This window comes from Exiguobacterium sp. s26 (assembly GCF_018618235.1).
Classification (GTDB): domain Bacteria; phylum Bacillota; class Bacilli; order Exiguobacteriales; family Exiguobacteriaceae; genus Exiguobacterium; species Exiguobacterium chiriqhucha.
Map to the genome: position 1 here is coordinate 24,408 of NZ_JACSLS010000008.1, position 23,935 is coordinate 48,342.

24 protein-coding genes are annotated in these 23,935 nt (G+C 52.4%); 13 read left to right on the forward strand and 11 right to left on the reverse strand.

What is annotated here, in order from left to right:
• The 4 genes from KNP82_RS11955 to recX form a co-directional block, all read right to left on the reverse strand.
• The gene (locus tag KNP82_RS11955) at positions 1-2,046 is read right to left on the reverse strand and encodes an ABC transporter ATP-binding protein (protein WP_029596019.1); all 2,046 of its coding nucleotides are present in this window, start codon (positions 2,044-2,046) and stop codon (positions 1-3) included.
• Between the two features lie 22 nt (positions 2,047-2,068).
• On the reverse strand, positions 2,069-3,793 hold the full coding sequence (locus tag KNP82_RS11960) for an ABC transporter ATP-binding protein (protein ID WP_214756668.1): 1,725 nt from the start codon (positions 3,791-3,793) through the stop codon (positions 2,069-2,071).
• A gap of 314 nt (positions 3,794-4,107) precedes the next feature.
• Positions 4,108-5,745, reverse strand: coding sequence for an L-lactate permease (locus tag KNP82_RS11965; protein ID WP_082665790.1), 1,638 nt, complete (start codon positions 5,743-5,745; stop codon positions 4,108-4,110).
• A 49-nt stretch (positions 5,746-5,794) separates the two neighbouring features.
• Entirely contained in the window at positions 5,795-6,607 is an 813-nt protein-coding gene (recX, locus tag KNP82_RS11970; protein ID WP_214828142.1) for a recombination regulator RecX, read from the reverse strand.
• A 152-nt stretch (positions 6,608-6,759) separates the two neighbouring features.
• On the opposite strand from recX, the gene KNP82_RS11975 reads away from it, so the two are divergent.
• The 5 genes from KNP82_RS11975 (at position 6,760) to KNP82_RS11995 (ending at position 11,842) form a co-directional block, all read left to right on the forward strand.
• Positions 6,760-7,668 (forward strand): TIGR01777 family oxidoreductase, encoded by a 909-nt coding sequence (locus KNP82_RS11975; protein ID WP_214828144.1) that lies wholly within the window; start codon positions 6,760-6,762, stop codon positions 7,666-7,668.
• Positions 7,669-7,681: 13 nt separating this feature from the next.
• On the forward strand, positions 7,682-8,833 hold the full coding sequence (locus KNP82_RS11980; RefSeq protein ID WP_021067762.1) for an amidohydrolase: 1,152 nt from the start codon (positions 7,682-7,684) through the stop codon (positions 8,831-8,833).
• Between the two features lie 201 nt (positions 8,834-9,034).
• On the forward strand, positions 9,035-9,601 hold the full coding sequence (locus KNP82_RS11985; RefSeq protein ID WP_021067763.1) for a GNAT family N-acetyltransferase: 567 nt from the start codon (positions 9,035-9,037) through the stop codon (positions 9,599-9,601).
• 169 nt (positions 9,602-9,770) lie between these two features.
• A complete protein-coding gene (locus tag KNP82_RS11990; protein ID WP_131472982.1) occupies positions 9,771-10,460 on the forward strand; it encodes a response regulator transcription factor in 690 nt (229 codons plus the stop codon).
• Positions 10,457-11,842: a sensor histidine kinase gene (locus KNP82_RS11995; protein ID WP_058765745.1), complete on the forward strand. Its 1,386-nt coding sequence runs from the start codon at positions 10,457-10,459 to the stop codon at positions 11,840-11,842. The genes KNP82_RS11990 and KNP82_RS11995 overlap by 4 nt, the downstream gene beginning before the upstream one ends.
• Positions 11,843-11,872: 30 nt before the next feature.
• Here the strand turns inward: KNP82_RS11995 and KNP82_RS12000 are convergent, their stop codons facing one another.
• A complete protein-coding gene (locus KNP82_RS12000) occupies positions 11,873-12,160 on the reverse strand; it encodes a hypothetical protein (protein ID WP_021067766.1) in 288 nt (95 codons plus the stop codon).
• A 121-nt stretch (positions 12,161-12,281) separates the two neighbouring features.
• Between KNP82_RS12000 and KNP82_RS12005 the strand changes: the two genes are divergently transcribed.
• A complete protein-coding gene (locus KNP82_RS12005) occupies positions 12,282-12,497 on the forward strand; it encodes a hypothetical protein (RefSeq protein ID WP_031200364.1) in 216 nt (71 codons plus the stop codon).
• Between the two features lie 31 nt (positions 12,498-12,528).
• Here the strand turns inward: KNP82_RS12005 and KNP82_RS12010 are convergent, their stop codons facing one another.
• From KNP82_RS12010 to KNP82_RS12020, 3 genes are all read right to left on the reverse strand, one after another.
• Positions 12,529-12,936: a cytidine deaminase gene (locus KNP82_RS12010; RefSeq protein ID WP_021067768.1), complete on the reverse strand. Its 408-nt coding sequence runs from the start codon at positions 12,934-12,936 to the stop codon at positions 12,529-12,531.
• 96 nt (positions 12,937-13,032) lie between these two features.
• Positions 13,033-14,409 (reverse strand): 23S rRNA (uracil(1939)-C(5))-methyltransferase RlmD, encoded by a 1,377-nt coding sequence (gene rlmD / locus KNP82_RS12015; RefSeq protein WP_131472984.1) that lies wholly within the window; start codon positions 14,407-14,409, stop codon positions 13,033-13,035.
• Positions 14,406-14,615, reverse strand: coding sequence for a hypothetical protein (locus KNP82_RS12020; protein WP_016510454.1), 210 nt, complete (start codon positions 14,613-14,615; stop codon positions 14,406-14,408). Before KNP82_RS12020 ends, rlmD begins: the two co-directional genes overlap by 4 nt.
• An 85-nt stretch (positions 14,616-14,700) precedes the next feature.
• Here KNP82_RS12020 and yfkAB point away from each other — a divergent pair, with 85 nt between their 5' ends.
• From yfkAB to KNP82_RS12035, 3 genes are read left to right on the forward strand one after another with little or no spacing between them, the layout of a single operon-like run.
• A complete protein-coding gene (yfkAB, locus tag KNP82_RS12025; RefSeq protein WP_214828147.1) occupies positions 14,701-15,807 on the forward strand; it encodes a radical SAM/CxCxxxxC motif protein YfkAB in 1,107 nt (368 codons plus the stop codon).
• 53 nt (positions 15,808-15,860) lie between these two features.
• A complete protein-coding gene (locus KNP82_RS12030; RefSeq protein ID WP_021067771.1) occupies positions 15,861-16,055 on the forward strand; it encodes a hypothetical protein in 195 nt (64 codons plus the stop codon).
• A gap of 45 nt (positions 16,056-16,100) precedes the next feature.
• Positions 16,101-17,243, forward strand: a complete 1,143-nt coding sequence (locus tag KNP82_RS12035) for an MFS transporter (protein ID WP_021067772.1) — start codon at positions 16,101-16,103, stop codon at positions 17,241-17,243.
• Between the two features lie 37 nt (positions 17,244-17,280).
• Here the strand turns inward: KNP82_RS12035 and KNP82_RS12040 are convergent, their stop codons facing one another.
• Both KNP82_RS12040 and KNP82_RS12045 read right to left on the reverse strand, forming a co-directional pair.
• On the reverse strand, positions 17,281-17,583 hold the full coding sequence (locus KNP82_RS12040) for a hypothetical protein (RefSeq protein ID WP_058765743.1): 303 nt from the start codon (positions 17,581-17,583) through the stop codon (positions 17,281-17,283).
• A 137-nt stretch (positions 17,584-17,720) separates the two neighbouring features.
• The gene (locus tag KNP82_RS12045) at positions 17,721-18,656 is read right to left on the reverse strand and encodes a DMT family transporter (protein WP_029596031.1); all 936 of its coding nucleotides are present in this window, start codon (positions 18,654-18,656) and stop codon (positions 17,721-17,723) included.
• 199 nt (positions 18,657-18,855) lie between these two features.
• Here KNP82_RS12045 and KNP82_RS12050 point away from each other — a divergent pair, with 199 nt between their 5' ends.
• The 4 genes from KNP82_RS12050 (at position 18,856) to KNP82_RS12065 (ending at position 23,330) form a co-directional block, all read left to right on the forward strand.
• Positions 18,856-20,763, forward strand: a complete 1,908-nt coding sequence (locus tag KNP82_RS12050) for a heavy metal translocating P-type ATPase (RefSeq protein ID WP_021067775.1) — start codon at positions 18,856-18,858, stop codon at positions 20,761-20,763.
• 120 nt (positions 20,764-20,883) lie between these two features.
• Positions 20,884-21,810 (forward strand): carbohydrate kinase family protein, encoded by a 927-nt coding sequence (locus KNP82_RS12055; RefSeq protein WP_021067776.1) that lies wholly within the window; start codon positions 20,884-20,886, stop codon positions 21,808-21,810.
• 66 nt (positions 21,811-21,876) lie between these two features.
• The gene (locus KNP82_RS12060; RefSeq protein WP_035385765.1) at positions 21,877-22,314 is read left to right on the forward strand and encodes an NUDIX domain-containing protein; all 438 of its coding nucleotides are present in this window, start codon (positions 21,877-21,879) and stop codon (positions 22,312-22,314) included.
• Between the two features lie 68 nt (positions 22,315-22,382).
• On the forward strand, positions 22,383-23,330 hold the full coding sequence (locus KNP82_RS12065; protein ID WP_021067778.1) for a YihY/virulence factor BrkB family protein: 948 nt from the start codon (positions 22,383-22,385) through the stop codon (positions 23,328-23,330).
• Between the two features lie 41 nt (positions 23,331-23,371).
• On the opposite strand, the gene KNP82_RS12070 is transcribed toward KNP82_RS12065, so the two are convergent.
• Positions 23,372-23,923: a beta-class carbonic anhydrase gene (locus KNP82_RS12070; RefSeq protein ID WP_021067779.1), complete on the reverse strand. Its 552-nt coding sequence runs from the start codon at positions 23,921-23,923 to the stop codon at positions 23,372-23,374.
• Positions 23,924-23,935: the final 12 nt, after the last annotated feature.

Here is a 23,935-nt window from a genome sequence, read left to right on the forward strand (position 1 = left end):
TCAACTGATGGCTTGTTGTTTACTTTGCAGCTCATGCATCCGGGCGTAAACGCCGCCTGCCGCGATGAGCGACTGATGGTTACCCCGCTCGATGATGTGACCGTGGTCGAGGACGAGGATTTGGTCCGCTTCCCGAATCGTCGAGAGACGGTGCGCGATGACGAACGTCGTCCGGCCGTACGTGAGCGTCTTGAGCGCGTCTTGGATGAGTGCTTCCGTCTCTGAATCGACGCTTGCCGTCGCTTCGTCTAAGACGAGGATGGCCGGGTCGAAGACGAGGGCGCGGGCGAAGCTGATCAACTGGCGCTCTCCGCTCGAGAGCGAGGCGCCGCGTTCGATGACCGGCTCGTCTAGCCCGTGTGGCAACTGTTTGACGAAACGATCGGCTCCGACCGCCGTCAATGCGCGCCATACGCGGTCGTCCGAAATCGTCTCGTCGCCGAGCGTCACGTTCGTCCGAATCGAGCCTGTGAACAAGAACGGGTCTTGAAGCACGATGCCGAGATGGGCCCGGACGGCTTGGGTCGGTAGTTTCGTCACGTCCATACCGTCAATGTTGAGCGTTCCTTCTGACGGGTCATAGAAGCGCATGAGCAAGTTCATGATCGAACTCTTACCGCTGCCGGTATGTCCGACGAGCGCCACCGTCTCACCTGGTGCCGCATGGATATCGATGTGTTGGAGTACCGGTTTCCCGGCTTCATAGCTGAACGACACATCGTCGAACACGACCTCACCTTTAAAGCGAGCGATTCGTTCCGCCGACACGTCTTCCCCTTTCTCGTCAAGCAACTGGAACATCCGGTCTGCTGAGACGAGTGCCTGTTGGAGCGGAGACAGCTGGTTCATGATTTGCGTCACCGGTTCGAAAATCCGTGACACGTAATCGATATAGGCGTACAAAATCCCGAGCGTGAGCACGCTCCCCGTTCCGAGCGTCTGCGCACCGACGACCCAGATGAGTAAGGCGAGTGCCATGTTGCGGAAGAAGTTGACCAAGTTGTGCGACATGAGTGCATCCAGTTTGAGCAGCTTCCGTCTTGTTTGGAAGTTGTCACTGTTTTTCTCGTTGAACTCGTCATAGACGAGATCTTCTTTGACGTACGACTGAATGATCGGCATCGTTTGGATGCTCTCATTCAATTGGGCGTTCATATCCGCGACGAGGGCGCGGACACGGAAGTTGTTCCGGGTCGACAGGCGTTGGAACAATTTAATCCAAACGATGACGACCGGGATGATGATGAGCGAGACGAGACCGAGGCGCACGTCCAAGAAGAACATGGCGATCAAGACTCCGATCATCATGACGACGCTTTGGAAAACACGTGCGAGGACGCCCAAATATAGGTCGCGAATCGTCTCGGTGTCGTTCGTGACCCGGCTGACGATTTTCCCGATTGGCGTCTGGTCGAAGTAACGGACCGGAATCGTCTGCAAATGCCGCATGACGTCAAGGCGCATCGTTTTGACGATGTTATGGGCCGAGCGTTGGAGGAGCATCTGTTGCCCCCAGTTCAACCCTGCCGCGATAAGAAGCAAGACGACGTACAGACCAGACAGCAATAGCACGGCCCGCAAATCCGTCTCGTAAAAGCGGAAGACATCGGTCGACGAGAGCGGCACGATGTTGTCATACGTTGCCGTCTCTTCGCTTCGTGTAATGGTGAGGACACCATCTTCGACCTCACGGACGCCACCACTCATGACGGCGTCAGGGACGAGATAATAGCCGTCTGTCGTCTGCACGATCGAGACGGGACGGACGACCGTCTCTCCGTCAACCCTCGTCTCTTTTTCATAGGAGTTTCCGTCAAAAGCGACACTCCCGCCTGACTCGACTTGTACCCAATCCCGCTCAATGGCGACGATGTGGTCGTCGATGATGATTTTGGCGATGTACGGTCCGGCCAATTCGGCGCCGACCGCTAAAAATAGTAAGGTCAAACCGAGGAAAATCGAGCGTCTCACTTGTTTGGCATAGCCGACGAGTGAACGGATCGTTTTCTTCCTGCGGACTGGATCTAATTCATATTGATCGATCATGAGAGATTCCCCCTTTCCCGGATTACTCCGACTCTCCTTGTCGAACGTATTGTTCATAATACCAACCGCGTCGTCCCATCAGTTGGTCATGCGTGCCCCGTTCCGTCACGCGACCGTCTTGTAACACAAGAATCTGGTCGGCGTGGGCGACAGCGGATAGGCGGTGCGCGACGATGAACGTCGTCTGTTCGGCCCGGCTCGTCCGGACCGAATCGATGATGCGCGCTTCCGTCTTGGCGTCGACCGCTGAAAGCGAATCATCGAGCAAAAGGATCTCTGGATCTTTCAAGAGGGCGCGGGCAATCGAGAGCCGTTGTTTCTGACCGCCCGAGAGCATAACCCCTTGCTCCCCGACGACCGTGTCGAGACCGTTTTCCAAATGTTCGATATCGGTATCGAACGCCGCGAGCCGGATCGCCGTCTCGAGATCTTGTGCCGACGCATCGTTTGAGCCGAACAAGATGTTGTCGCGGACCGTCTTCGAGAACAGCAAATGTTCTTGCGAGACGTAACCGCTCCAACCGCGTACCGTATCGAGTTTGATGTCGTGAATCGGGACACCGTTGACGAGTAACGAGTCATCAATCGGATACTCCCGAAGCAATTGACGCAACAGCGTCGTCTTGCCGGCCCCGGTCGGTCCGACGACCCCAATCGTCTCACCACGCGACACGTGCAAAACGATGTCTTCGAGCGAGGCGCGGGTCGATCCTGGATATTGGAACGACAATGATTTGAACGTGATTTTCTCCGGGACGCCGACTTCGACCGTGCCGGTCGAGACGACATCCGGTGTCTCGTTCATCGTCGCTTCGATTCGTTCGAGGCTAGCCGTTCCCCGTTGTACGACGTTAATCAGTTCCCCGAACGCGTACATTGGCCAAATGAGCATCCCGAGATAAATATTGAACGAGACGAGCTGTCCGAGCGTGATGTCATTCGTGAACACGAGGTACGTGCCGAACGACAACCCGATCAAATAGCTCAAGCCGACGAGCAGTTTAATGACCGGTTCGAACAAGACGTCGATTTTGGCGACGTGCATGTTTTTGGCCATGACGTCGTCGGTGATTGTATCGAACTTTTTCGTATCCGCGTCTTCTTGGACGAACGAGCGGACGACCCGAAGGCCTGAAATCGATTCGACGACTTGGTCGTTCATCACGCCAAACGCATCCTGCGCCGCTGTGAAGCGGGCATGGATTTGGCGGCCAAGCTTATTCATCGACCAGGCAAGGAGCGGCATCGGCAGGAGTGCCGCGAGCGTCAATTTCCAATCGATGAACACTCCCATGATGGTGAGAGCGATGAGTGTCATATTGAACGAGTCGACGAGTGTCATGACACCGAATCCAGCCGTCCGTTCCACCGCTTTCAAATCGTTCGTCGCGAGCGCCATCAAATCACCCGTGCGGTGCTGTTGATAAAAGCGCGGTGTCTGCCGGAGCAGATGTCCGAAGAATCGGGCCCGCAGTTTTTTCTCGAGCAGGAACGCCGTCCCGAAGAGGCGGGCAATCCATACATACGAAAGGACGTACGATAATACCATGATGCCGAGCAATGACCCGACAATCATAACAAGCCGTTCTGTCGTCAGGCTGCCTTCGCGAATCGCATCAATCGCCTGTCCGATGATCCACGGCGGGAGCATATCGACGACCCCGGTGATAATCAACAAGATGATGGCGACGATATACGTCCGCTTTTGTCTTTTAATAAACCAATCTAATTGTTTAATCAGTTTCATGACTGATTCCCCCTTTCGTCCTTTCCGCGCACGCAAAAAAGCGCACGTCACCTGATTGTGCAACCAATCGGATGAAGTACGCTTCTGAGTCTTCAGTCTTTTGCATGGTCAGGGAAAGGACACTACCCCTATCCAGCTGCCAAATTATGCAGTCAAATACGAGTAGCCATATGATGTTGTGTGTGTGCGTTGTAGTGTTGGGATGTACTTCATCATGCTGGCTCCTCTCTGTTCATAGTTTGAAAATCTACTAAAACCTTAGCAGACTGTTCAGAAAATTGTCAATATTATTATCGTAAATAATTTGTAACTTTTTACAAGAAGAATGCAGCGAGCATCAAACCGACAAGACCGGTCGCTGTCACGTAATAAATCATTGGCATGAGCGTATAGCGGATAATCGTTCCTTCTTTTCCGAGGAGCCCTGCCACCGAGGCGACTGCGACGACGTTCAAGACGCAAATCATGTTACCGGCGTTCGCCCCCGCCATCTGCATCGACAAGGCAAGTGTCTCGTTGACTCCAACCGACTCGGCGACATTCGTCGTTAAACTCGAGAACATCATGTTCGAGAACGTAGCCGACCCGGAAACGAACGCCCCGAGCGCACCAATCCACGGTGCGACGAGCGGCCAGACGCCACCGAACGTGTCGGCCGCAGCCGTTGCGAGTTCGACCGGCATCGAAGCGAGACCTGCCCCGCCATTTTCCGAATGAATGAAAATCCGAACCATCGGTACTGAAGCAGCGAGCGTGATCGCCGTCCCGACGACACCGAGCGTCGTCGCTTTAAACACCGAGGTCACTTGCGACCAACTCATGTTATGGAGGAAGAACGTCGCAATCATCGTCAAGATGAACATGAAGCCTGGTGAATAGAACGGTTCCCACGATGTCGAGATGCCTTCGATACTCAAAATGTTCGGCAAATCGATGCGGACGCTACGCGTCAGTTCGTTCAAGAACGGCACGGTCCGCGTCAACACGAGGAAAATCGTTAAAATCAAGTAAGGGGCCCACGCTTTCCATTGCGGAAGCTCGCGTTTGCCTTTGCCGACGGACGGCTTCTCGAGCGGTTGATCGATTTCATCGGCATAGCCGTCGAACGTCCATAACCGTTTCGGCATGAGGATGCCTTTGCGTGCCATCGTGACGAGAATGATGAGACCCGTCAATGCACCAAGCATACCCCCGAACTCGAATCCGAGGATGAGCGTCCAGATGTAGGCCGGGATGCTATAGACGAGCGCCGCGACGATCGCGATCGGGAATACTTCGAGCGCCGGCTTAATCGATTTTTCTTTACTGAAGAATCGCGTCAGCATCAAGATTAAAATGAATGGGATAAAAAGACCAACGAACATATCGATGAGCACCGTCTGCAAGACGACGGTTGTCAAAAACTCAATCGTCTCGGGTTGGTTGACGTCAAGTGACAGCCCGTTCCCAATCCCGATTAAGGCCGGTGTTCCGACCGCGCCGAACGTGACGGCCGATACGTCTGCCGACAAGGCGATGACAACGGCAGCGATCGGCGGGAAGCCGAGTGCGATTAACAGTGGTGCCGCAACCGTGGCCGGTGTACCGAAACCAGATGCGCCTTCGATGAATGAGACGAACAACCAACCGACGATGAGCACTTGAATCCGGGGATCGGGCGTAATGTTGATGAAGCCGGAACGGATGGCGTTCATGCCGCCGCCCTCTTTCATCGTATTCATCATTCCAATCGCACCGTAAACAATCCAGACTGTCGTAACGGCGATGACAAGTCCTTGTAGCGTCGCCGCCATGATTCGCGTCGCGTCGAGCTGCCAGACGAAGAACGCAAGTCCAGCCGTCAAGACAAGAGATAGTGGCATCGCAACCGACGCCGGTAAACGCATAATGACCAATAAGATGAGCACTGCCACAATCGGCATCAGTGCTGTAATCCATTCAAAAATCGTCAATGTAGACCCACCTTTTCAGTTTTTTCCCCTACCGTAAAAACATCTCCCATTATGACTCTTGTTCAGCGAGCCTCTCTAACGCCCTCTCGATCACCTCATACGGAAAACCTTTGCGACGAAGCTGCATCTTCATCCGTTGTTTCCGCTCATATGGGGTGTACCCGCTAAACTTTCGATTCAGTTTTTCAGCCTGTGTCAGACAAGCTGAAAGTTCAACGTCCTCATCCTCGTTCTCCCAAAACGTGAGAATCGCCTCTGAAATGATATCAAACGAAAATCCCCTTTGCATCAGGGTTTGTTGAATTCTTTGTTGCACTTCTGTGGCGGAACGGCGATTTGTTTCCATTTGTTTCCGATTTACGAACTTTCCGGCCTTTTCAAGCTGGTCTTCGTGCGAGATGGCGGCGATGACGTCTTCGATAAGATCCGGAGCGATTTGAAGCTGAGCGAGTTCTCGTTTGATTTTCACGGGTCCGCTCGGGCTCGTATTGAACTTTGTCTGGGTGTAAGCTTTGGCGAACTCGGCATCGTTCAAATAGCGCTGTTCAATCAAGCGTTCAATGACGCGTTTGATGGCTGACTCATCTATCTCTTTCTTCACGAGGTAGTCACGCACCTCTGAGACGGCACGCATTCGATACGATAAATAGTTGACGGCCGCTTTGTACGCTTTCTGTTCTTCTTCCGCTTGAAGGACGTCCCGGACGAAATCGTCCTCGAGTTCCATCCCTTTCGTCAATTCGTATTTGATGAAGACGTCGAGGTCGATGGCAAACGCGAATTCCTCCCGTCCGTCCTTTTCGACAAAGACGTTCAATCGATCTTGATTTTTCTTCTGGGTCGTAAACTTGGCGATTTTCACAAAATCCCTCCATTTCCTGCTTCTAACATATCACGTTCCCCGTTCGGGCAGGATTTTTGATAAGTTAGAAGAAGGGGTATTATCTGTACAAGACATTCCTATAGTCCTCATACCCGTTTTGAAATCGCTTAAAGGATATTGGAGGGAGACCCATGAAAATAGCAATCACTGGTGGTACCGGATTGATTGGCCGACCGCTCGTACGCGCGCTCGCCGAAGCCGGACATCAAGTCGTCGTATTGACGCGCCACCCACGTCCGCGGCAAGGAGGGATCTCGTTCGTCGAATGGATGACGCCCGATAGTCATCCTGAATCCGAGCTTCAAGACGTCGATGCCATCGTCCATTTGGCAGGAGCCTCGATCAACGACGGACGTTGGACGCACAAACAAAAGCAAGCCATTCTTCAAAGTCGGATCGATGGGACGAAAGAAGTCGTCCGCATCATTAAAAATATGAAACGCAAGCCGAGCGTCGTCATCAGCGGGTCCGCCATCGGGATATACGGTGAAGATCGATCCATCACGTATTCGGAAGCGACAACGCTCCCCGACCGAACCAACTTTTTAGGCAACGTCTGCGTGTTGTGGGAGAAAGAGGCGCAACCCGTTCAAGACATGGGCATCCGTCTCGTCACGATGCGGACCGGTGTCGTCTTATCGAATGACGGCGGCGCCTTCCCGCTCATGAAGTTGCCGTACACGCTTGGTATCGGTGGACGACTCGGCTCCGGCAAGCAATGGGTGCCGTGGATTCATTTAGACGACCTCGTCCGTCTGTTCGTCCATATCCTCGAGACGAGTACGATCGAGGGACCCGTCAATGGCACGGCACCGACGCCTGTCACGATGGACGAATTCGGGAAGACGCTAGGCCGGGTGATGCATCGTCCCCACTGGGCACCCGCCCCGGCGCCGCTCCTCAAGCTCGCACTCGGAGAGAAGAGCGTCATCGTCCTCGAAGGAGCGAAAGTCGTTCCGACGAAAGCCCTCAACCACGGTTTCCGGTTCCGTTATGAAACGTTAGAACACGCCCTGAAACAACTACTTCATTTGACTTGAAAGGAGCTAGCACGTGAGTAATTTGTTAATTCGTAACGCCCATATCTATCCGATCACCGCACCACATTTTTACGGGGACCTTCGCGTCAAAGACGGCAAAATCGTCGAGATGGCGGACTTGTTGGACCCGCTCGACGGAGAGACGGTCATCGAAGCCGAAGGCAACTTCTTGTTCCCCGGCTTCATCGATGCCCACACCCATCTCGGACTGTATGACGAAGGGACGGGTTCAGTCGGGAACGATGCGAACGAGACCGTCGAGGCGATGACCCCGCACGCACGGGCCATCGATGGCGTCTATCCGCTCGATGAGGGCTTCCGGGAAGCGCTCATGGCCGGGGTGACGGCCGTCCAAGTCATGCCTGGCAGTATGAACGTCATCGGCGGCGTGACGAGTGTCATCAAAACCCATGGCCGCTTCATCGAGGACATGGTGCTCCGCCGCTATGCCGGCCTGAAACTTGCGCTCGGCGAGAACCCGAAGCGCGTCCACAGCATGGGGAAATCCGGCGAGTTGACCCGGATGGGAATCATGGGCTTGTTGCGTGAAGCGTTCCGGACCGTTGATTCGACAAAGACGATCGGCACGTTCGGTAGCCAGATGATTCAATTGGCGCTCGATCGCAAGATGCCGATTCGTGTCCACGCCCACCGCGCCGACGATATTTTATCGGTTGTCCGCTTCGCACAAGAGTTTGACCTCGATTATCGGATTGAGCACTGTACGGAAGGACATCTCGTCGCCGAAAAGTTGCGCGAACTCGGTGTCAAACATGTCACCGTCGGACCAACGTTCACACGGAAGTCGAAAATCGAGCTCCAAAACAAGACGTGGGAGACGTACCGCATCTTACATGAGCACGATATGATCGTCTCCATCACGACGGATCATCCTTATACGCCGGTTCAATATTTGAATTTGTGCGCCGGTCTTGCTGCCCGCGAAGGGCTTCCCGTCGACGTCGCGCTCCGCGCCATCACGATTCATCCGGCTGAATCGCTCGGAGTAGACGACCGCATCGGCTCGCTCGAAATCGGCAAAGATGCCGATCTTGTCCTATGGAGCCACTTCCCGCTCGACTACATGTCGAAGCCGATTATGACCATCGTCGACGGTCACATCGTTTACTCGACGAGCCGCTCGAAAACGCATCACGAGATGTGAGTGACACCAGTCGTGAAAGCGCTCTTATTTTTTTTTTGTGAAGTTGCATTTTATTTACTTGCTTTTTTAAAAAAACTATATAAAATAATCTTGTAACTTCATAAAAGGGAGCAGCCAAGGCAAGTTCGAACAACGAAGCCAGAAGTATGCTTTCGTTACAACTATTCTTCAGCGGTCTGAAATAGGAGGAGGAATGTAAAGGTGCTCAAATTTCGTGAGCTTACCGACTGCGCGGAGTTGTTCGAACTGATGCAACACCCAGATGTCTTTCCATATGTCCGTCAAAAGACGGTCCACTTTGACGAGTTTTTATTTAGCACGAAGCAAATCATCGAGCTAGAAGAGCAAGGAAACATCATCTCACGTACCATCACGAACGAGTTTGGTACCCCAATCGGGACAATCAGCTTGTTCGATGTGGAATCCGGCTATGGATTCCTCGGGACGTGGCTTGGCAAACCGTATCACGGCAAAGGTTACAATCAAGTCGCGAAAGAAGCGTTCTTCTCAGAACTTTTCTTCGAACTTGACATTGAAAGTGTATTTTTGAAAATCCGTCAATCGAATGAGCGTTCAATCGCGGCGGCGGAAAAACTGCCGTACGCTTTCTGCGCCAATGAGATTCGGTCTGAATTACTAACTGAAATCAATCAAGGTGATGTCGAATACGTTCTGTATGAAGTGTCGAAGTCGAGTTTCCAACTTTACTTGCACTCACTCCATGCGCCTGAATTCGACCATACGTACGAAGCTCAGCTCGAAGCATAAGCCAATTCTGACAAAGAATTGGCTTTTTTGTGGCGTTTTTGTGTGGATTTCATGAGGACAACTTTACGACAATGAATATTTCTGTTCTAATTCGGAGAGATAGGTATGATAGAAGTATGAGGGAATTATCACACGTCCTCGTTAACCGTTTTGTAAAGGAGAATGCCCAATGTCAGAACCAACGTTTCGCATCTTAGTGACCGATGATGAAGAACAAATGCGGGATTTACTCGTTTCGAACTTAGAGAAGGAAGGATACGAGACCGTCACAGCAACGAACGGTCTCGAGGCAATCGACTTATTGAAAGAACAGTCGTTCCACCTCGTGCTGCTCGACGTGATGATGCCTGAACTCGACGGCCTCACGGCATGCATGCGCATCCGTGAGTTCTCGAACGTGCCGATCATTATGCTAACGGCCCGCTCAGAAGAACTCGATCGCATCCACGGCTTGAAGATCGGCGCGGACGACTATATCACGAAGCCGTTCAGCCCCCGCGAGTTGCTCGCTCGAATCGAAGCAACGCTTCGTCGGACGCATAATTTCTCGAAAGAACAAGAAACCACGTTCGATACCGGCGTCTTGTCCATCGATATCGATGGCCGTGCGGTCAGCGTGAAAGGCAAAACGGTCAACTTAACCCGGAAAGAGTTCGATTTGCTCTACTTGTTCATCACGAACGAAGAGAAAGTGTTCTCGCGTGAACAATTGCTCGACCAAATTTGGGGGACCGAGTATCACGGTAACCTCCGAACGGTCGACACCCATATCAAGACACTTCGTCTCAAGCTCGGCGAAGCGGGTGGCTACATCCAAACCGTCTGGGGGATCGGCTATAAGTTCGAGGCGACCGTATGAAGCAATACACGATCCGGAAGCGGATTTGGATCACTATCTGGACCGCTAGCCTTTTCTCCGCGTTCGTGTTCATCATCATGACGTTTTACTTGTACGACAAATTTTATGTGCAGACGCAAGAAGAATTGCTCATCAACCGCGGAGAGAAGCTCGTCACCATCTATAAGGCGGACGGCTTCTCTGACGCGTTTTCCGACAGTATGACGTACACGAACGAACTGACCGAGACGAAAGTGTTTCTCTCGTCCGTCCGGGAAGACAGTCTCGGATCGGGCAAGACGTTTTTACGGGAGCAGGACCTCGCCAAGTTGCAAGACGGCTATGCGATTTCTGTTACCCGCAAGCACCCGACCGAAGACGTCGACATCCTCATGTCCGCCTTCCCGCTCATCCGAGACGGCGAACTCGATAATGCGCTCATCCTGTATATGGAGCTGAGTAAAATCAGTGAACCGTTCCAACCGATTCGGCTCATGATCACGTTCTTGCTCATCTTGATGATCGTGAACTTACTCATTTTCGGCACTCAGATTATCGATACAATCATCCAACCGCTCATTCAAATGAAACGAGCGTCCCAAGTGTATGCCAAAGGTGATTTCTCGCACCGCATCCCCATCTATTACGATGATGAGATTGGTGAGCTTGCCGAGACACTGAACCGGATGGCCGAATCGCTCGGTCTCGTCGAAGAACAACGGAAAGAGTTTTTGGCGAACGTGAGCCACGAATTGCGGACGCCACTGTCGTATATTCGCGGTTATACCGAGATGCTTCAAGACCCGTCGCTCGATGACAAAACGAAAGATCAATATTATGAGATTATCGAGAACGAGACCGAACGGTTGCAACGGCTCGTCAACGATTTGCTCGACTTGGCCCAACTCGAGCGTGATTCGTATCCGATGACGAAAGAACCAGTCGTCTATTCGCAAGTGCTCGAAGACGTTCTCTATCGCTTCGAGCCGATCGCGCGGGCGAAAGGCGTCACCATCGAGACGGACCTCGACTTCGACTTGATTATTCTCGGGGACCACGATCGACTTGAGCAAGTCGTCGGGAATTTGCTCGATAACGCGCTCCGCTATACGGAAGCCGGCAAATCGATTCATGTGAAGACGTATGCGACCGCGAACAATGCCGTCACCGAGATTCATGACGAAGGCCGGGGCATCCCGAAAGAAGACCTCGATCAGCTGACGAAACGATTCTATCGCGTCAATAAGTCACGGACACGCGAAGACGGCGGGACCGGACTCGGGCTCGCCATCGCCAAACATATTATGGAGCGCCACGGCGGCTCGATGCACTTCGCCTCAGAAGTCGGCAACGGGACGACCGTCACACTCACGCTCCCCCTTTTACCGGACGAAGATATTTAAAAAACAGACAGCCGCGATGGCTGTCTGTTTTTAGATGTCCTTCCCTTTATAGGCATCATCTGATTCATTCATGAGACGCTCCCGCTCAGCGTGCGTCTGCGGAAAGCCGTTCGCTTGCCACTCGGCCCGGTGATTCGAGTCAAGTTGAGTGAGACCCGCTTCCGCCTCGTCTTTATCTGAATCGACACTTTCCATGCGATCCATCTTGCTCCATGTATCCTCATCGTGGTCTTGCGTCAAGAGCGCTGCCACTTTCGGCGCGACGAGCGCAGCCCCGGCCACACCGAGTACGATTCCCATTAAGACTTTCTTATCCATCCGAATACCCCTCCTTAGTCACTATGTACCGATAATTCCACTGTTCCGCAAAATCGAAACCCGTTTCCTAAAGCGTTTACACAATTTAACAGAGTGGAATAACAATCAACACAAGGAGGCGATGAGGATGAAGAAATCACAGAACCCGTCAAAGCGACCGTTCGATAATCCGGATGCTGTCGATACCGACAAGGAGAGTATCTTCGACCAGGAGGGCATGGAGACCGTCGACCCGATTCCGGTGGAAGAGCTGAACCAAAAAGTGAAGGATGAAAAACAGAAACGACACTCGAAGGACGACTCGGCCAGCGAGAAAAAATATGACGGCAACAAATAAAGATGCGGACGAATTCGTCCGCATCTTTATTTCACGTTAAATCTTTTGGCGAGAAGCCGTATGGTAGCATCTCTTCTTTTGTCATCACTTTCGTCTCTCCGGCCATGTTCGCGAGAATCAACGTAAAGTCGTCACTCGCAAACTCGGCAATGACTTGACGGCAAGCGCCACACGGCGAGATTGGGCCCGCTGTGTCTCCAACGACAACGACCGTCTCGATTGCCTTGCTGCCTTCCGATACCGCTTTGAAGATGGCGGTCCGTTCTGCACACATCGACAACCCGTACGAAGCGTTTTCGACGTTGCAACCCAAAATTTCTTTGCCGGTCTCGTCAATGACGACGGCCCCGACATTGAATTTCGAATACGGTGTATAGGCACGCGACCGTGCATCAATTGCTTTATGGACAAGCTCGTTCACTTTTTCTTGTGGGATCATCTGATGTTCCTCCGCTTCTTAACGTTTATCAAAAGAAGTCTGACATCTGAACTATAGCGTGAAAACACTGTTTTTGCAAGCGTTTTCACAACCCCGTCAATACTTTTTCTTTTTCTTCTTCTCGAAGACGACGATTGACTCGACGTGCGCCGTCTGCGGGAACATATCGTACGGCTGGATATAGTTGATTTTATAGTCGGCTTTCATGAGTTGGTCCGCATCCCGTGCGAGTGTCTGCGGGTTACATGACACGTAGACGATGCGTTTCGCTTTCGATGAGATCATTGCGTTGAGGAGCTGATGATCGACACCAGTGCGCGGCGGATCGACGACGATGACATCTGGAATCCAACCGTCCTTGACCCAGCGCGGAATCCAGTGCTCGGCCCGGCCTTCAACATAGGTTGCATGGCTGAACCCGTTCTCACGCATGTGCGCATTCGCATCTTCGACTGCTTCTGGGACGACTTCCATCCCGCGAATCTCTTTTGCATGTGGCGCGAGCCATAGCCCGATTGAACCGACACCAGCGTACGCATCGATGACCCGTTCTTGACCCGTTAGGCCAGCCGCCTCGACGACTTCCCGATACATGACTTCCGTCTGAGCCGGATTGAGTTGGAAGAACGCACGCGGTGACAAGTGGTAATGGACGTCGTCAAGCTGTTCGTCCATCTTGTCTTGCCCGGCGATATGAACCGTGCGGTACCCGAAGATGACGCCTGAACGGTTCGAGTTAATATTCAAGTGGAACGACACGACGTTCGGCAACGCCATGATGCGGTCACTCAGTTCGTCCAAACGCGGGACATCTTCATTCCCGACGACGAGTACGACTTGGACGTCATCCGTCTTATAGCCCGAGCGGACGATGACGGTACGGGCAAAACCGACGTCACGGCGCGCATCGTATACAGGGATGTCGAGTTCGTTCAAAATACGGACGATGGCGTTGTTGATGTTCGTCGTGTCGCGCTGCTGCACCATGCAGTGTTCGATTGGCACGAGCTCATTCGTGTTCGGCTTGTAGAGCCCTGACACGATTTCACCGCGGCGCGTCGAGAGCGGGAATTGTGACTTGTTGCGGTAATACCAAGGGTTGTCCATCCCTTTCGTACCACGGATATCCGATTTGTCGACGTTCAATTTCGTCTTTTGACGGAAGGCGTTGCGGACGATTTCTTCTTTATAGTCCATCTGCAGGCGCGGACTCATATGTTGAATCTGGCAACCGCCACACTCGTCATAAATCGGACATGGTGGCTTGACCCGGTCCGGTGAATCATTATCGCGCTTGATGACGCGTGCCTCGGCGTAGTTCCGCTCGACGCGCGTAATTTCGACTTTCGCCTTTTCTCCAGGTAATAAGTTCGGAATGAAGATGACCATGCGATCAATCGTCGCGATGCCCTCTCCGTTAATCCCTAGCCGCTCGGCTTGGGCGCTTGTGTATTCTCCTACGATCAGTTTCAATGTGTTTCATCCTTTCGAGATACTTGTTCTAAATCTTTGGCGTAACGTACGACTTTCGCACGTAAGGAATCAATATCAGCTAACAATCGATGCAAATCCTCTGGCGTCGTGAATTCGTCCAACGTATTGACTGATAAGCACAGTAATTCCGTTCTCGATTTTAACACGTTCATTTTTCCTGCCGTATCTGTTCGTGATTTACCCATCTCGTGATCGCTCCTTTGGTTCGTGACAAAGAGTTGTTATTATAGCATACTATTTCGTGTGACTTGATGAAAAGGTGGAATTGATATGCAAAACATCTCGACAACGTTTGATCCGTGGGAAGCATACCTCGATCAAACCGAGTTCGGTCGCCTCGTCCTTTCGAACGTAGAAGTGACGACGACCAAACTATGCAATATGCGCTGCGAGCATTGCGCGGTCGGCTATATGCTCGACCAGACAGAAGAACCCGAAGTCCCGCTCGACTTATTGATTTCGCGTTTGGATGAAATCGAGCATTTACGCGCATTTTCGATTACGGGCGGCGAACCGATGCTGTCGATGAAATCGGTGCGCAACTACGTCGTCCCACTCTTGCGTTACGCTAAGGAGCGCGGCGCCCGCACGCAAATCAACTCAAACTTGACGCTCCCGCTCTCTCGCTACCATCTTATTACCCCTTACCTCGACGTTTTGCACATTTCGCATAACTGGGGAACGGACGCCGACTTCTTAGAGGGCGGTTTCGCGATGATGGACCGAAAACCGAGCGCGGAGGCACGTTTGAAGATGCTTCAGACGATGAAAGACAACGCCCGTGCGCTTACGGCCGAGGGTGTAATCGTATCGGCCGAGACGATGCTCAACAAACGGACGATTCCGCACTTGAAGGCAATCCATGAAGAGATTGTCGCACTCGGCTGTCAACGTCATGAAGTGCACCCAATGTACCCCGCCGATTTTGCAAGTGCGCTCGAGTCGGCGTCGCTCCCTGACACCCGCCAGGCGATTCACGACCTGCTCGATGTCCGGGATGAGAACGTTTGGATGCTGTTCGGAACGTTGCCGTTCTATGCTTGTTCCGAGTTACCGGAAGACCGCGCTTTATTGAAACGGCTCCACGAGGCGAAGAACGTGACCGTGCGAAACGACCCGGATGGCCGCTCGCGCCTCAACACGAACATCTTCGACGGCCAAATCATCGTCACCGACTTCGGCGATGAGCTCGGCACGCTCGGGACGTTGTATGACACCTCGTTCCAAGACGCGTATGAGGCGTGGACGAACAGCAGTTTGAACGCCACACTGTCCTGCCACTGTCCGGCTGTCAAATGCCTCGGCCCGAACGCACTCGTCAAACAAGCGTACTATCCTGAAGTGAACTTCCGGGAACGTGTGGCCGAACCGTTTTAATTACTTCGATTCGGGAAATGTTCAGTATATAAACTGAATCGAGGTGTTTGAAGATGACAGCCATCTATGTATTTATGATCACCGTCATGGCCATCATCATTTTCGGTGGTGTGCTCAGCATCTTATTGACAGCCGCATTCGTTTCAGACAAAGTAGACCGTGATGAAGTATTCAGTCAAGGCAGTTGGGACGATGAACTCTTACACTTGAACCATGTACCCCAACCGATTGACGAGCCAAAAAGCTGAGACTCTTCTCAGCTTTTTACTATGCAATCAATGATGAGGTGAACTATGCAACGCTTTCGATTTTCAATTTTATTACTTGTCGTCTTTATCTCCGGCTTGATTCAAGGTGCGCTCATCCCGCTCTTGTCGACACTCATCGAACGGGACGGCAACCCGGCCTGGTTGAACGGGTTGAACGCGACCATGCTCTATCTCGGGGTCATCGTCTCCGCCCCGCTACTCGAACGGTTCGTCCGCAAGTACGGATTTCGTCCGACCATCGTCCTTGGCATCATCTTGACGGCGCTCGCTACGTTCTTCTTGCCGCTCTGGCCGTCCCTGCTCATGTGGGCGCTCATGCGTTTCGTCATCGGCTTCGGTGACTCGGCGCTCCATTACGGATCCCAAGTGTGGGTCACGTCCGCGAGCGATAAGCGGAGCCTGGGACGAGCAATGGCGTATTACGGGATGGCGTTCAGCCTCGGTTTCGCGGTCGGTCCGCTCATCGCGCCGCTCGTCGACCTTCACTTTTGGCTGCCGTTCCTCGTCTTGATCGTCTTCTGTCTCGCATCCTTGTTCTTGATCTTCAAGGTCGACAATGAGTATCCTGAGGCCGAGAAAGTGAAGACCGACTCGAAAGGACGCATCCGACTCGTCCTCATCGGCGGCGGGTATACGCTCTTACCTGCTTTTACATACGGGTTCCTTGAAGCGAGCTTGAATGCCAACTTACCGATTTTCACAGTCCGTAACGATATCGGGCTCACGCAGACGAGCACGCTCATCACGACGTTCATCGTCGCCTCGATTGTCGTGCAATTACCGCTCGGTCGGCTCGCCGATCACTTCGGGAAAAAGCGGATTCTTCAAATCGTCCTGACACTCGGCACGCTCGTTTTTGCGATCGCCAACCTGGCTGTCGACCATTACGTCTGGCTCCTCGTCTTGTTCGCGCTCGCAGGCGCCGGGCTCGGCTCGACATATTCGCTCGGACTGGCCCATATGACGGAAGTGTTGCCACGTTCGTTGTTACCGACCGGCAATATGCTCTATAGCATCTCGTTCAGCGTAGGTTCGATTAGCGGACCGATGATTGGCGCATTTTGGATCGCGTTACCAAAAGAAGTGTATTTCTTGATGTATACGCTCATTCTTGGGATTTTGGCCGTCAGTTTATTCACGGCGAAAGCCAAGCCGATTGACATCTAAAAGGGAGGGTCTCCGCCGAGACCCTCCCTGTTTCACGTTATTCTTTCAGCGGACCGAGCCTGACATCGTTTCGTTCGAACGCCCGCATGAACACCTCATCGAGCGCGAACGGTTCCGTCTCGAGCGAGGCCAACACATCGGACTTGAGCGTGACTTCAATGACTCGATCATTGATTTGCCATTTCGTCTGAATGTCTTCGCCATGCCTCATAGCACGCGCGTCCACTTGCTCATGATGTTCCTTCAACCCGCGACTTACGCACTTCATCACGTATTTGACATACTCGTCTCGCGGTTGTCGAGAGATGAGTATGTTTCGGACGATTGGATTTCTTGCCACGGTAGCACCCTCCTTTCTTTTCGATTCGCACGCAAGTCTTTACAACGAAGACCGATTTCAACTGAAAGAATTCAGAATTTTTAATATATTTTGCCATGGGAACAAGATTCCGTCAACCATGCCTCTCCCTCACTTTGTCATCGCACTCCCCGATTCGCTCGTCCTTGAAAATATGTGGAGAGATAAATCCCAGCGATGACGAACAACAACCCGACGAGCGCGTTCCATGGAATCGTCTCCCCGAGTAACACGCTCGATAGGACGACACCGAATAAGGGAACAAAGAACATATAGAGCGATACCCGGCTGACCGGATTATATTTCATCAGCGTATTCCATAATGTGAACCCGACCGCCGACAAGAGGGCGAGATACAACAAGAAGAAGAGGGTCGTCACGGTGTAAGGCAGGAACACATCCCCTGGCGCAAGCACGTAACCGACGATGAGTAGTCCGAGCGAGCCAATCACCATCGCCCAAGCCGTCATCGGAGCGACGTCATGCGAGCGCGAATAATCTTTGGCAACCAAATTCCCGAACGCGCCTGAGATCATCGCCATAATCAGCAGAATCTCTCCAATCCCAAACCCGACTTCCGCGCTTGCCGTCGGCCAGTTGGCGATGACGATTCCGGAGAATCCGAGCGTAAGGGCAATCCCTTTCAAGCGATTCAAGCGATCATCCTCATAACGAAAATGAGCGAGTGCCATCTGGAAAAATGACGTCGACCCCGCGATAATCGAGCCCTGCACCCCCGTCGAGATCGAAAGACCGATATAGAAGAACAAATATTGTAAGAACGTCAGAAATGCCCCTAAATGCGCATACGCCTTTAGCTTTTCAGCAGTTAAGCGAATCGGACGCTTGAAGACGAGTCGACTGATGACGAGTAAGAGCAGACCGGCCAATAAAAAGCGTTCCCCGGCAAAGAACAGCTGTTGCCCGTATTCGTTTTCCTGGATATCGAGCGCTTCGTAGCTCAGTTTGATGAACGGAAAGGCGCTCCCCCATAAGAACGTGTTGAATAGGGCTAAGAACGTGACCGTCCAAGGGCGTTGAAATACATTCGGCATGACACAAAAACTCCTTAATCTTTTAGTTTGTGAGTGATTACGTTTGGTGCTAAAATAGACTTACACGATAATCATTATAAATAAGGTATTCACCTTTAATTCGCGTAAAACCTAATAATATCAACAATGGATAATGATAATCATCCTCATTCATTATCATTTAACTGATATATATTCTCAATTAGAAAGAGGTGCTCACATGAACACATCAACCGTCACACACGAAAAAAGCCACGTCTTCAAACGGGCCAGCTGGGTCGAACATATCGAGCTCATCATGGCGCTCATCAGTGGTGTATTGATTGTACTCGCATATATCGCGGAAAGACAAGACGGAGCTCCTGCGCTCTACGTCACTCTGTATTTGACCGCCTTTTTAATCGGCGGATATGCCAAAGCCAAGGAAGGCTTGACCGATACATGGGAGACGCGCTCCTTGAACGTCGAGCTACTCATGATTATCGCCGCCATCGGTGCTGCTTCAATCGGGTACTGGATGGAAGGCGCCATCCTAATCTTCATCTTCGCGTTATCAGGCGCCCTTGAGACGTATACGATGAATAAAAATGAGCGTGCCCTTGAATCGCTCATGGAACTCCAACCTGAGCAGGCGACCCGATTGAACAGCTCGGGCGGCCTCGAGGTCGTCCATATCGACGAACTGCGCGTCGGTGACCACATCTACGTAAGACCCGGCGAGCGCATCCCGGTCGACGGTCGGATTTTGAAAGGTAGCGCCTCGATTGAGGAAGCCGCCATCACCGGTGAATCGATTCCGGTCGACCGGAACGTCGGCGATGAGGTGTATGGATCAAGCGTAAACTTGAACGGTGTCTTGACGCTCGAAGTGACAAAGCTCGCCACAGAGACATTGTTCCAAAAAATCATTCAAATGGTCCAGCAGGCGCAAGAAGAAAAATCACCGTCCGCCCAGTTCATCGACCGGTACGAGGGACGCTACGTTCAAGTCGTGCTCGCCTCCGTCACGGCAATCATCTTGCTAGGCCCGGTATTGACGTCATGGTCGCTCGAGACGAGCATTTACCGCGGGATGATCCTTCTCGTTGTCGCTTCGCCGTGTGCCCTCGTTGCCGCCATCACGCCGGCGGCACTCGCAGCCATTGCCTCGTCTGCTAAACACGGGATTTTATTCAAAGGCGGTGTCCATATCGAAAATATGGGACGTTTGAAAGCCGTCGCGTTCGATAAGACCGGTACGCTCACAATCGGTAAACCAGAAGTCCAAGCGGCGTTGATTCATCCCGATACGACACAAGAACACGTGTATCGCATTGTCAGCTTGATTGAAGAACATTCGATGCATCCGCTCGCCGAGGCGCTCGTTCAGTACACGGGCAGTTATACGGGGGCGATGGAACACTTTAAAGACGTGACTGGGTCTGGGATTGAAGCGACCATCGACGGTGTCGCTTACCGGGTCGGTAAACAGAAATTCGCCGATCGCAGCCACGACTTTTTCCGCGACGAAGTCGAACGTTTGAAAGCGGCCGGCCACACACTCGTATTCATCAGTGACGAAGAGAAGACAATTGGGGCGTTCGCGCTTCGAGACACGTTACGTCCCGAGGCCAAGCAAGCGATCGAGCGACTCAACCACCTCGGCATCGCCACCATCATGATCACGGGTGACAACGAGGCAACAGCACGCGCTATCGCCTCCGAGGCCGGCTTGACCCGCTATATTGCCGAATGTCTTCCGGAAGAGAAAGTCGAGCACATTAAACGATTGAAACAAGAGTATGGCAGCATCGGCATGATTGGTGACGGAATTAACGACGCCCCTGCCCTCGCGACGGCCGATGTCGGGATTGCGATGGGAGAAGGGACGGACGCCGCTCTCGAGACGGCCGACGTCGTCTTGATGAAGAACGATTTGAACCGCCTAAGCTCGGCCATCAAACAGTCGCGTAAGTTGAATCGGGTCGTCCTCCAAAACGTCGTGTTCGCATTAGGGGTCATCCTCGTCTTGATTGCGACGAACATCTTCGAATTGCTCGTCATGCCATTCGCCGTCGTTGGGCACGAAGGATCGACCATCCTCGTTATTTTGAACGGCCTGCGCTTGCTCAGCACGTCATGGGACTGACAAAATTCGACACCTTCCGAAACCGTCATTGAAAGCCGTTGGCGATTTCGCTATAATTGAAACAATGTGTCTAATTAGACCGGAACTGATTAGGAAGATTGGCTAAAGGTGGTACAGTGTATGAATACGATAGCAGTAATCGGCAAAGTGTTTGTCGATATTAAAGGAACCTCGTTCGCCCCGCTCCATAAAGATGCCAAGAACGTCGGTGACATCGCGTTCTCAAACGGCGGAACCGGCCGTAACGTCGCTCAAAATTTAGGTGTCCTCGGCAATGATGTCCGTTTCGTGTCGACCGTGACGAACGATCAAATCGGGATGGGTGTCCTCGAGGAGCTCCGCGGTTTGAATGTGAACGTCGATCACGTCGATTTGCTCGATGACAACGGCATGGGCATGTGGCTGGCCGTCATGGATAACAACGGCGATCTTCAAACGTCGATCTCGAAGCAACCGGACGAGGCGATGATGGAAGAATGTATCCTTCGTCGCATCGATACGGTGTTCGCCGAAAGTCAGGCGGTCGCCATCGACCTCGACTTGTCGGTCAACGTGCTCAACGAGACGATTGAGCTATGCCGCGAGATGAAACTCCCGCTTTACGGCGTGTGTGGCCATCTGTCTGTCATCGAACGGAACCGCCATTTGCTTCAAGGCTTCACCGGCTTCATCTGTAGCCGTGAAGAAGCAGAGATTTTATCTGACATGTCGATTGTCACGGTGGACGATGCGTTACGTGTCGCCGAAGTGCTCGCCATGAAAGGTGCCCCGCTTACAATCGTCACGATGAGTGAACTCGGTGCGGTCTATGTCGACTTGCGTACGAACGAACAAGGCCACGTCCCGACGACGAAAGTGAAAGTCGCCGACTCGACCGGTGCCGGTGACTCGTTCTTCTCCGCTGTCATCTCCGAGTTGATGAAACGTCATCCGATTGAGGATGCGCTCCGACTCGGCATGCGCGTCGCCGGGAAAGTCATCGCCTCGCACGATAACGGTCTGACGCCTGATATGTATGCATCACTCGAACAACCAGCAGCAGATTAACCAACACGCATCGGCCGCGAGTCGATGCGTTTTGTTCACGATTCGAAATCGAAAGGAACGATTCCATTGGTCAGAACGAAATTACGCAGTGCCATCATCCTCGTGAATGAACATGACGAAGTCGCGCTCATTCGCCGAGAAAAAGAGAACCTTTTGTATTATGTCTTCCCAGGTGGCGGAGTCGAATTCGGCCATACCGCCGAAGAGACGGCCGTCCGTGAGGCGTTCGAAGAGCTCGGCGTCCACGTCGAACTCGAAGGGGTAGCCGCTCACGTCGCTTTCAATGGCGAGTTGAACCCGTATTACTGGGCTCGCGTGACCGGTGGCGAATTCGGCACCGGCACCGGCGAAGAGTTTCAAGCCGAACAGACGAATGGTTCATACACACCAATGTGGGTGAAACGCAGCGCGCTCAGCCATTTGCCGGTACGACCGCCGTCACTCGCCGACTTGCTCGCGAACGAGGCCGAGCGCTTTTTCAATAAAACGCTGGCCGAAGACTGATTTTATGTGTAGCCTCCTGACATTTCGGGAAAGAAAGTTTCTAACGATAACGTTCAGGAGGCTCATACATGGATACTACAGAAGTGAAAGAAAAAAAGAATTGGTTCGCCTTCGGGAAAGAGTTGCTTCGTCGCTTCAAAGAACATGATGTTCAAGATTACGGCGCGACGCTCGCTTTTTTTTGGTTCTTATCGATTTTTCCGGGCATCATCTTCATTCTCGCGTTGCTGTCGTTCTTCGACATTTCCCAGGCATCGTTCCAAGAACAGTTGAACAACTTGGCGCCTGGGGCGGCCGCGACTGATTTTTTGACCGGGATTTTTGACGCGATTGGCGAACCGCGCGGCGGACTCCTCTCAATCGGTGCGATTTTGGCGATTTGGTCGGCCGCTAAAGGGGTCGAACGCTTGATTAACATGGCGATTCACGCATACGGGGAAGACAACGAACGAAACTTCTTCGTCAGCAAAGGCATCGCGCTCGGCTTGACGCTCTTGCTCGGTGTCGGCGTACTGTTGCTCATTGTCTCGAACGTGTTCGGTTCACAAATCATCGACTTTTTGATGCGCTTCATCCCCATCTCAGGGGCTGACGTCATCTTGATTAACGTGTTCCGCTACGTGTTGACGACCGTCATCTTGATTTTGACGCTCTCGATTTTTTATAAGATTGCTCCTCAACAACACGTGTTTTGGAAGAGCACGATTCCAGGCGCGATCTTCGGCGTCATCGCCTGGCAGCTCGTCTCACTCGGATTCAGCCTGTACGTCTCAAACTTCGGCAACTACGATTCGACGTACGGTTCACTCGGGGGGATTATCGTCACGTTGCTCTGGTTACAATTGACCGGCATGATCATTTTGATCGGGTCAGAAATCAATGCTACTTGGCAACGTTTCTTCAAAACGCCGAGCGAACGTGAGTACGAGAAAAACTATAAGAAAAATAAAAAGTCCAAATCGAAAGATTCGGACGAGGACGAGTATAAAGACATTCCCGTCAACACATACGGGTAACGAAAGAAAGGCGGTCTCTGCAGGAGAGACCGCCTTTTACGTTATGCTTCGACGACATCGAGACGTCCCGTCGCCGGATCGATGACGAATCCGTGGACGTTCGTGCCCGGTGGCAAGAGTGGATGGTTTTTGATGAGACTGACCGAGTTGACGACGTTCGCTTCGACCGAGTCAAACCCGTGTAACCACTTCTCCAAATCCATACCCGACGATTTGAGCGTCTGGAGCGTTTGCGGTTCGATCCCGCGACGCTCCATTTCGCCGATGACCGCGTTTGGGTCGATGGCCGCCATCCCGCAATCATAGTGCCCGATGACGATGACTTCTTCCGCTCCGAGCGCATACAGCGCGACAAGAATGGAACGCATGACCGAACCGAACGGATGTGATAGGACAGCACCCGCATTTTTTATAATTTTAGCATCCCCGTTTTTCAAACCGAGAGCTTTCGGCAGTAACGCCGTCAGACGTGTATCCATACATGTTAAAATGACAATTTTCTTATCGGGGAACTTGTCCGAGACGAACTCTTCGTATTGTTTCTCCGAGACGAATTTTTCATTGAACGCTAACATTTCTTGAACGACTGACATATGGTTCCCTCC

What these genes read in the sequence shown, in the direction of transcription:
- KNP82_RS11955 (WP_029596019.1), bottom strand. Translation starts at nt 2,046, where the DNA reads ATGATCGATCAATATGAATTAGATCCAGTCCGCAGGAAGAAAACGATC.
- KNP82_RS11960 (WP_214756668.1), bottom strand. Translation starts at nt 3,793, where the DNA reads ATGAAACTGATTAAACAATTAGATTGGTTTATTAAAAGACAAAAGCGG.
- KNP82_RS11975 (WP_214828144.1), top strand. Translation starts at nt 6,760, where the DNA reads ATGAAAATAGCAATCACTGGTGGTACCGGATTGATTGGCCGACCGCTC.
- KNP82_RS11990 (WP_131472982.1), top strand. Translation starts at nt 9,771, where the DNA reads ATGTCAGAACCAACGTTTCGCATCTTAGTGACCGATGATGAAGAACAA.
- KNP82_RS11995 (WP_058765745.1), top strand. Translation starts at nt 10,457, where the DNA reads ATGAAGCAATACACGATCCGGAAGCGGATTTGGATCACTATCTGGACC.
- KNP82_RS12000 (WP_021067766.1), bottom strand. Translation starts at nt 12,160, where the DNA reads ATGGATAAGAAAGTCTTAATGGGAATCGTACTCGGTGTGGCCGGGGCT.
- KNP82_RS12005 (WP_031200364.1), top strand. Translation starts at nt 12,282, where the DNA reads ATGAGGATGAAGAAATCACAGAACCCGTCAAAGCGACCGTTCGATAAT.
- KNP82_RS12010 (WP_021067768.1), bottom strand. Translation starts at nt 12,936, where the DNA reads ATGATCCCACAAGAAAAAGTGAACGAGCTTGTCCATAAAGCAATTGAT.
- KNP82_RS12020 (WP_016510454.1), bottom strand. Translation starts at nt 14,615, where the DNA reads ATGGGTAAATCACGAACAGATACGGCAGGAAAAATGAACGTGTTAAAA.
- yfkAB (WP_214828147.1), top strand. Translation starts at nt 14,701, where the DNA reads ATGCAAAACATCTCGACAACGTTTGATCCGTGGGAAGCATACCTCGAT.
- KNP82_RS12030 (WP_021067771.1), top strand. Translation starts at nt 15,861, where the DNA reads ATGACAGCCATCTATGTATTTATGATCACCGTCATGGCCATCATCATT.
- KNP82_RS12035 (WP_021067772.1), top strand. Translation starts at nt 16,101, where the DNA reads ATGCAACGCTTTCGATTTTCAATTTTATTACTTGTCGTCTTTATCTCC.
- KNP82_RS12045 (WP_029596031.1), bottom strand. Translation starts at nt 18,656, where the DNA reads ATGCCGAATGTATTTCAACGCCCTTGGACGGTCACGTTCTTAGCCCTA.
- KNP82_RS12050 (WP_021067775.1), top strand. Translation starts at nt 18,856, where the DNA reads ATGAACACATCAACCGTCACACACGAAAAAAGCCACGTCTTCAAACGG.
- KNP82_RS12055 (WP_021067776.1), top strand. Translation starts at nt 20,884, where the DNA reads ATGAATACGATAGCAGTAATCGGCAAAGTGTTTGTCGATATTAAAGGA.
- KNP82_RS12065 (WP_021067778.1), top strand. Translation starts at nt 22,383, where the DNA reads ATGGATACTACAGAAGTGAAAGAAAAAAAGAATTGGTTCGCCTTCGGG.
- KNP82_RS12070 (WP_021067779.1), bottom strand. Translation starts at nt 23,923, where the DNA reads ATGTCAGTCGTTCAAGAAATGTTAGCGTTCAATGAAAAATTCGTCTCG.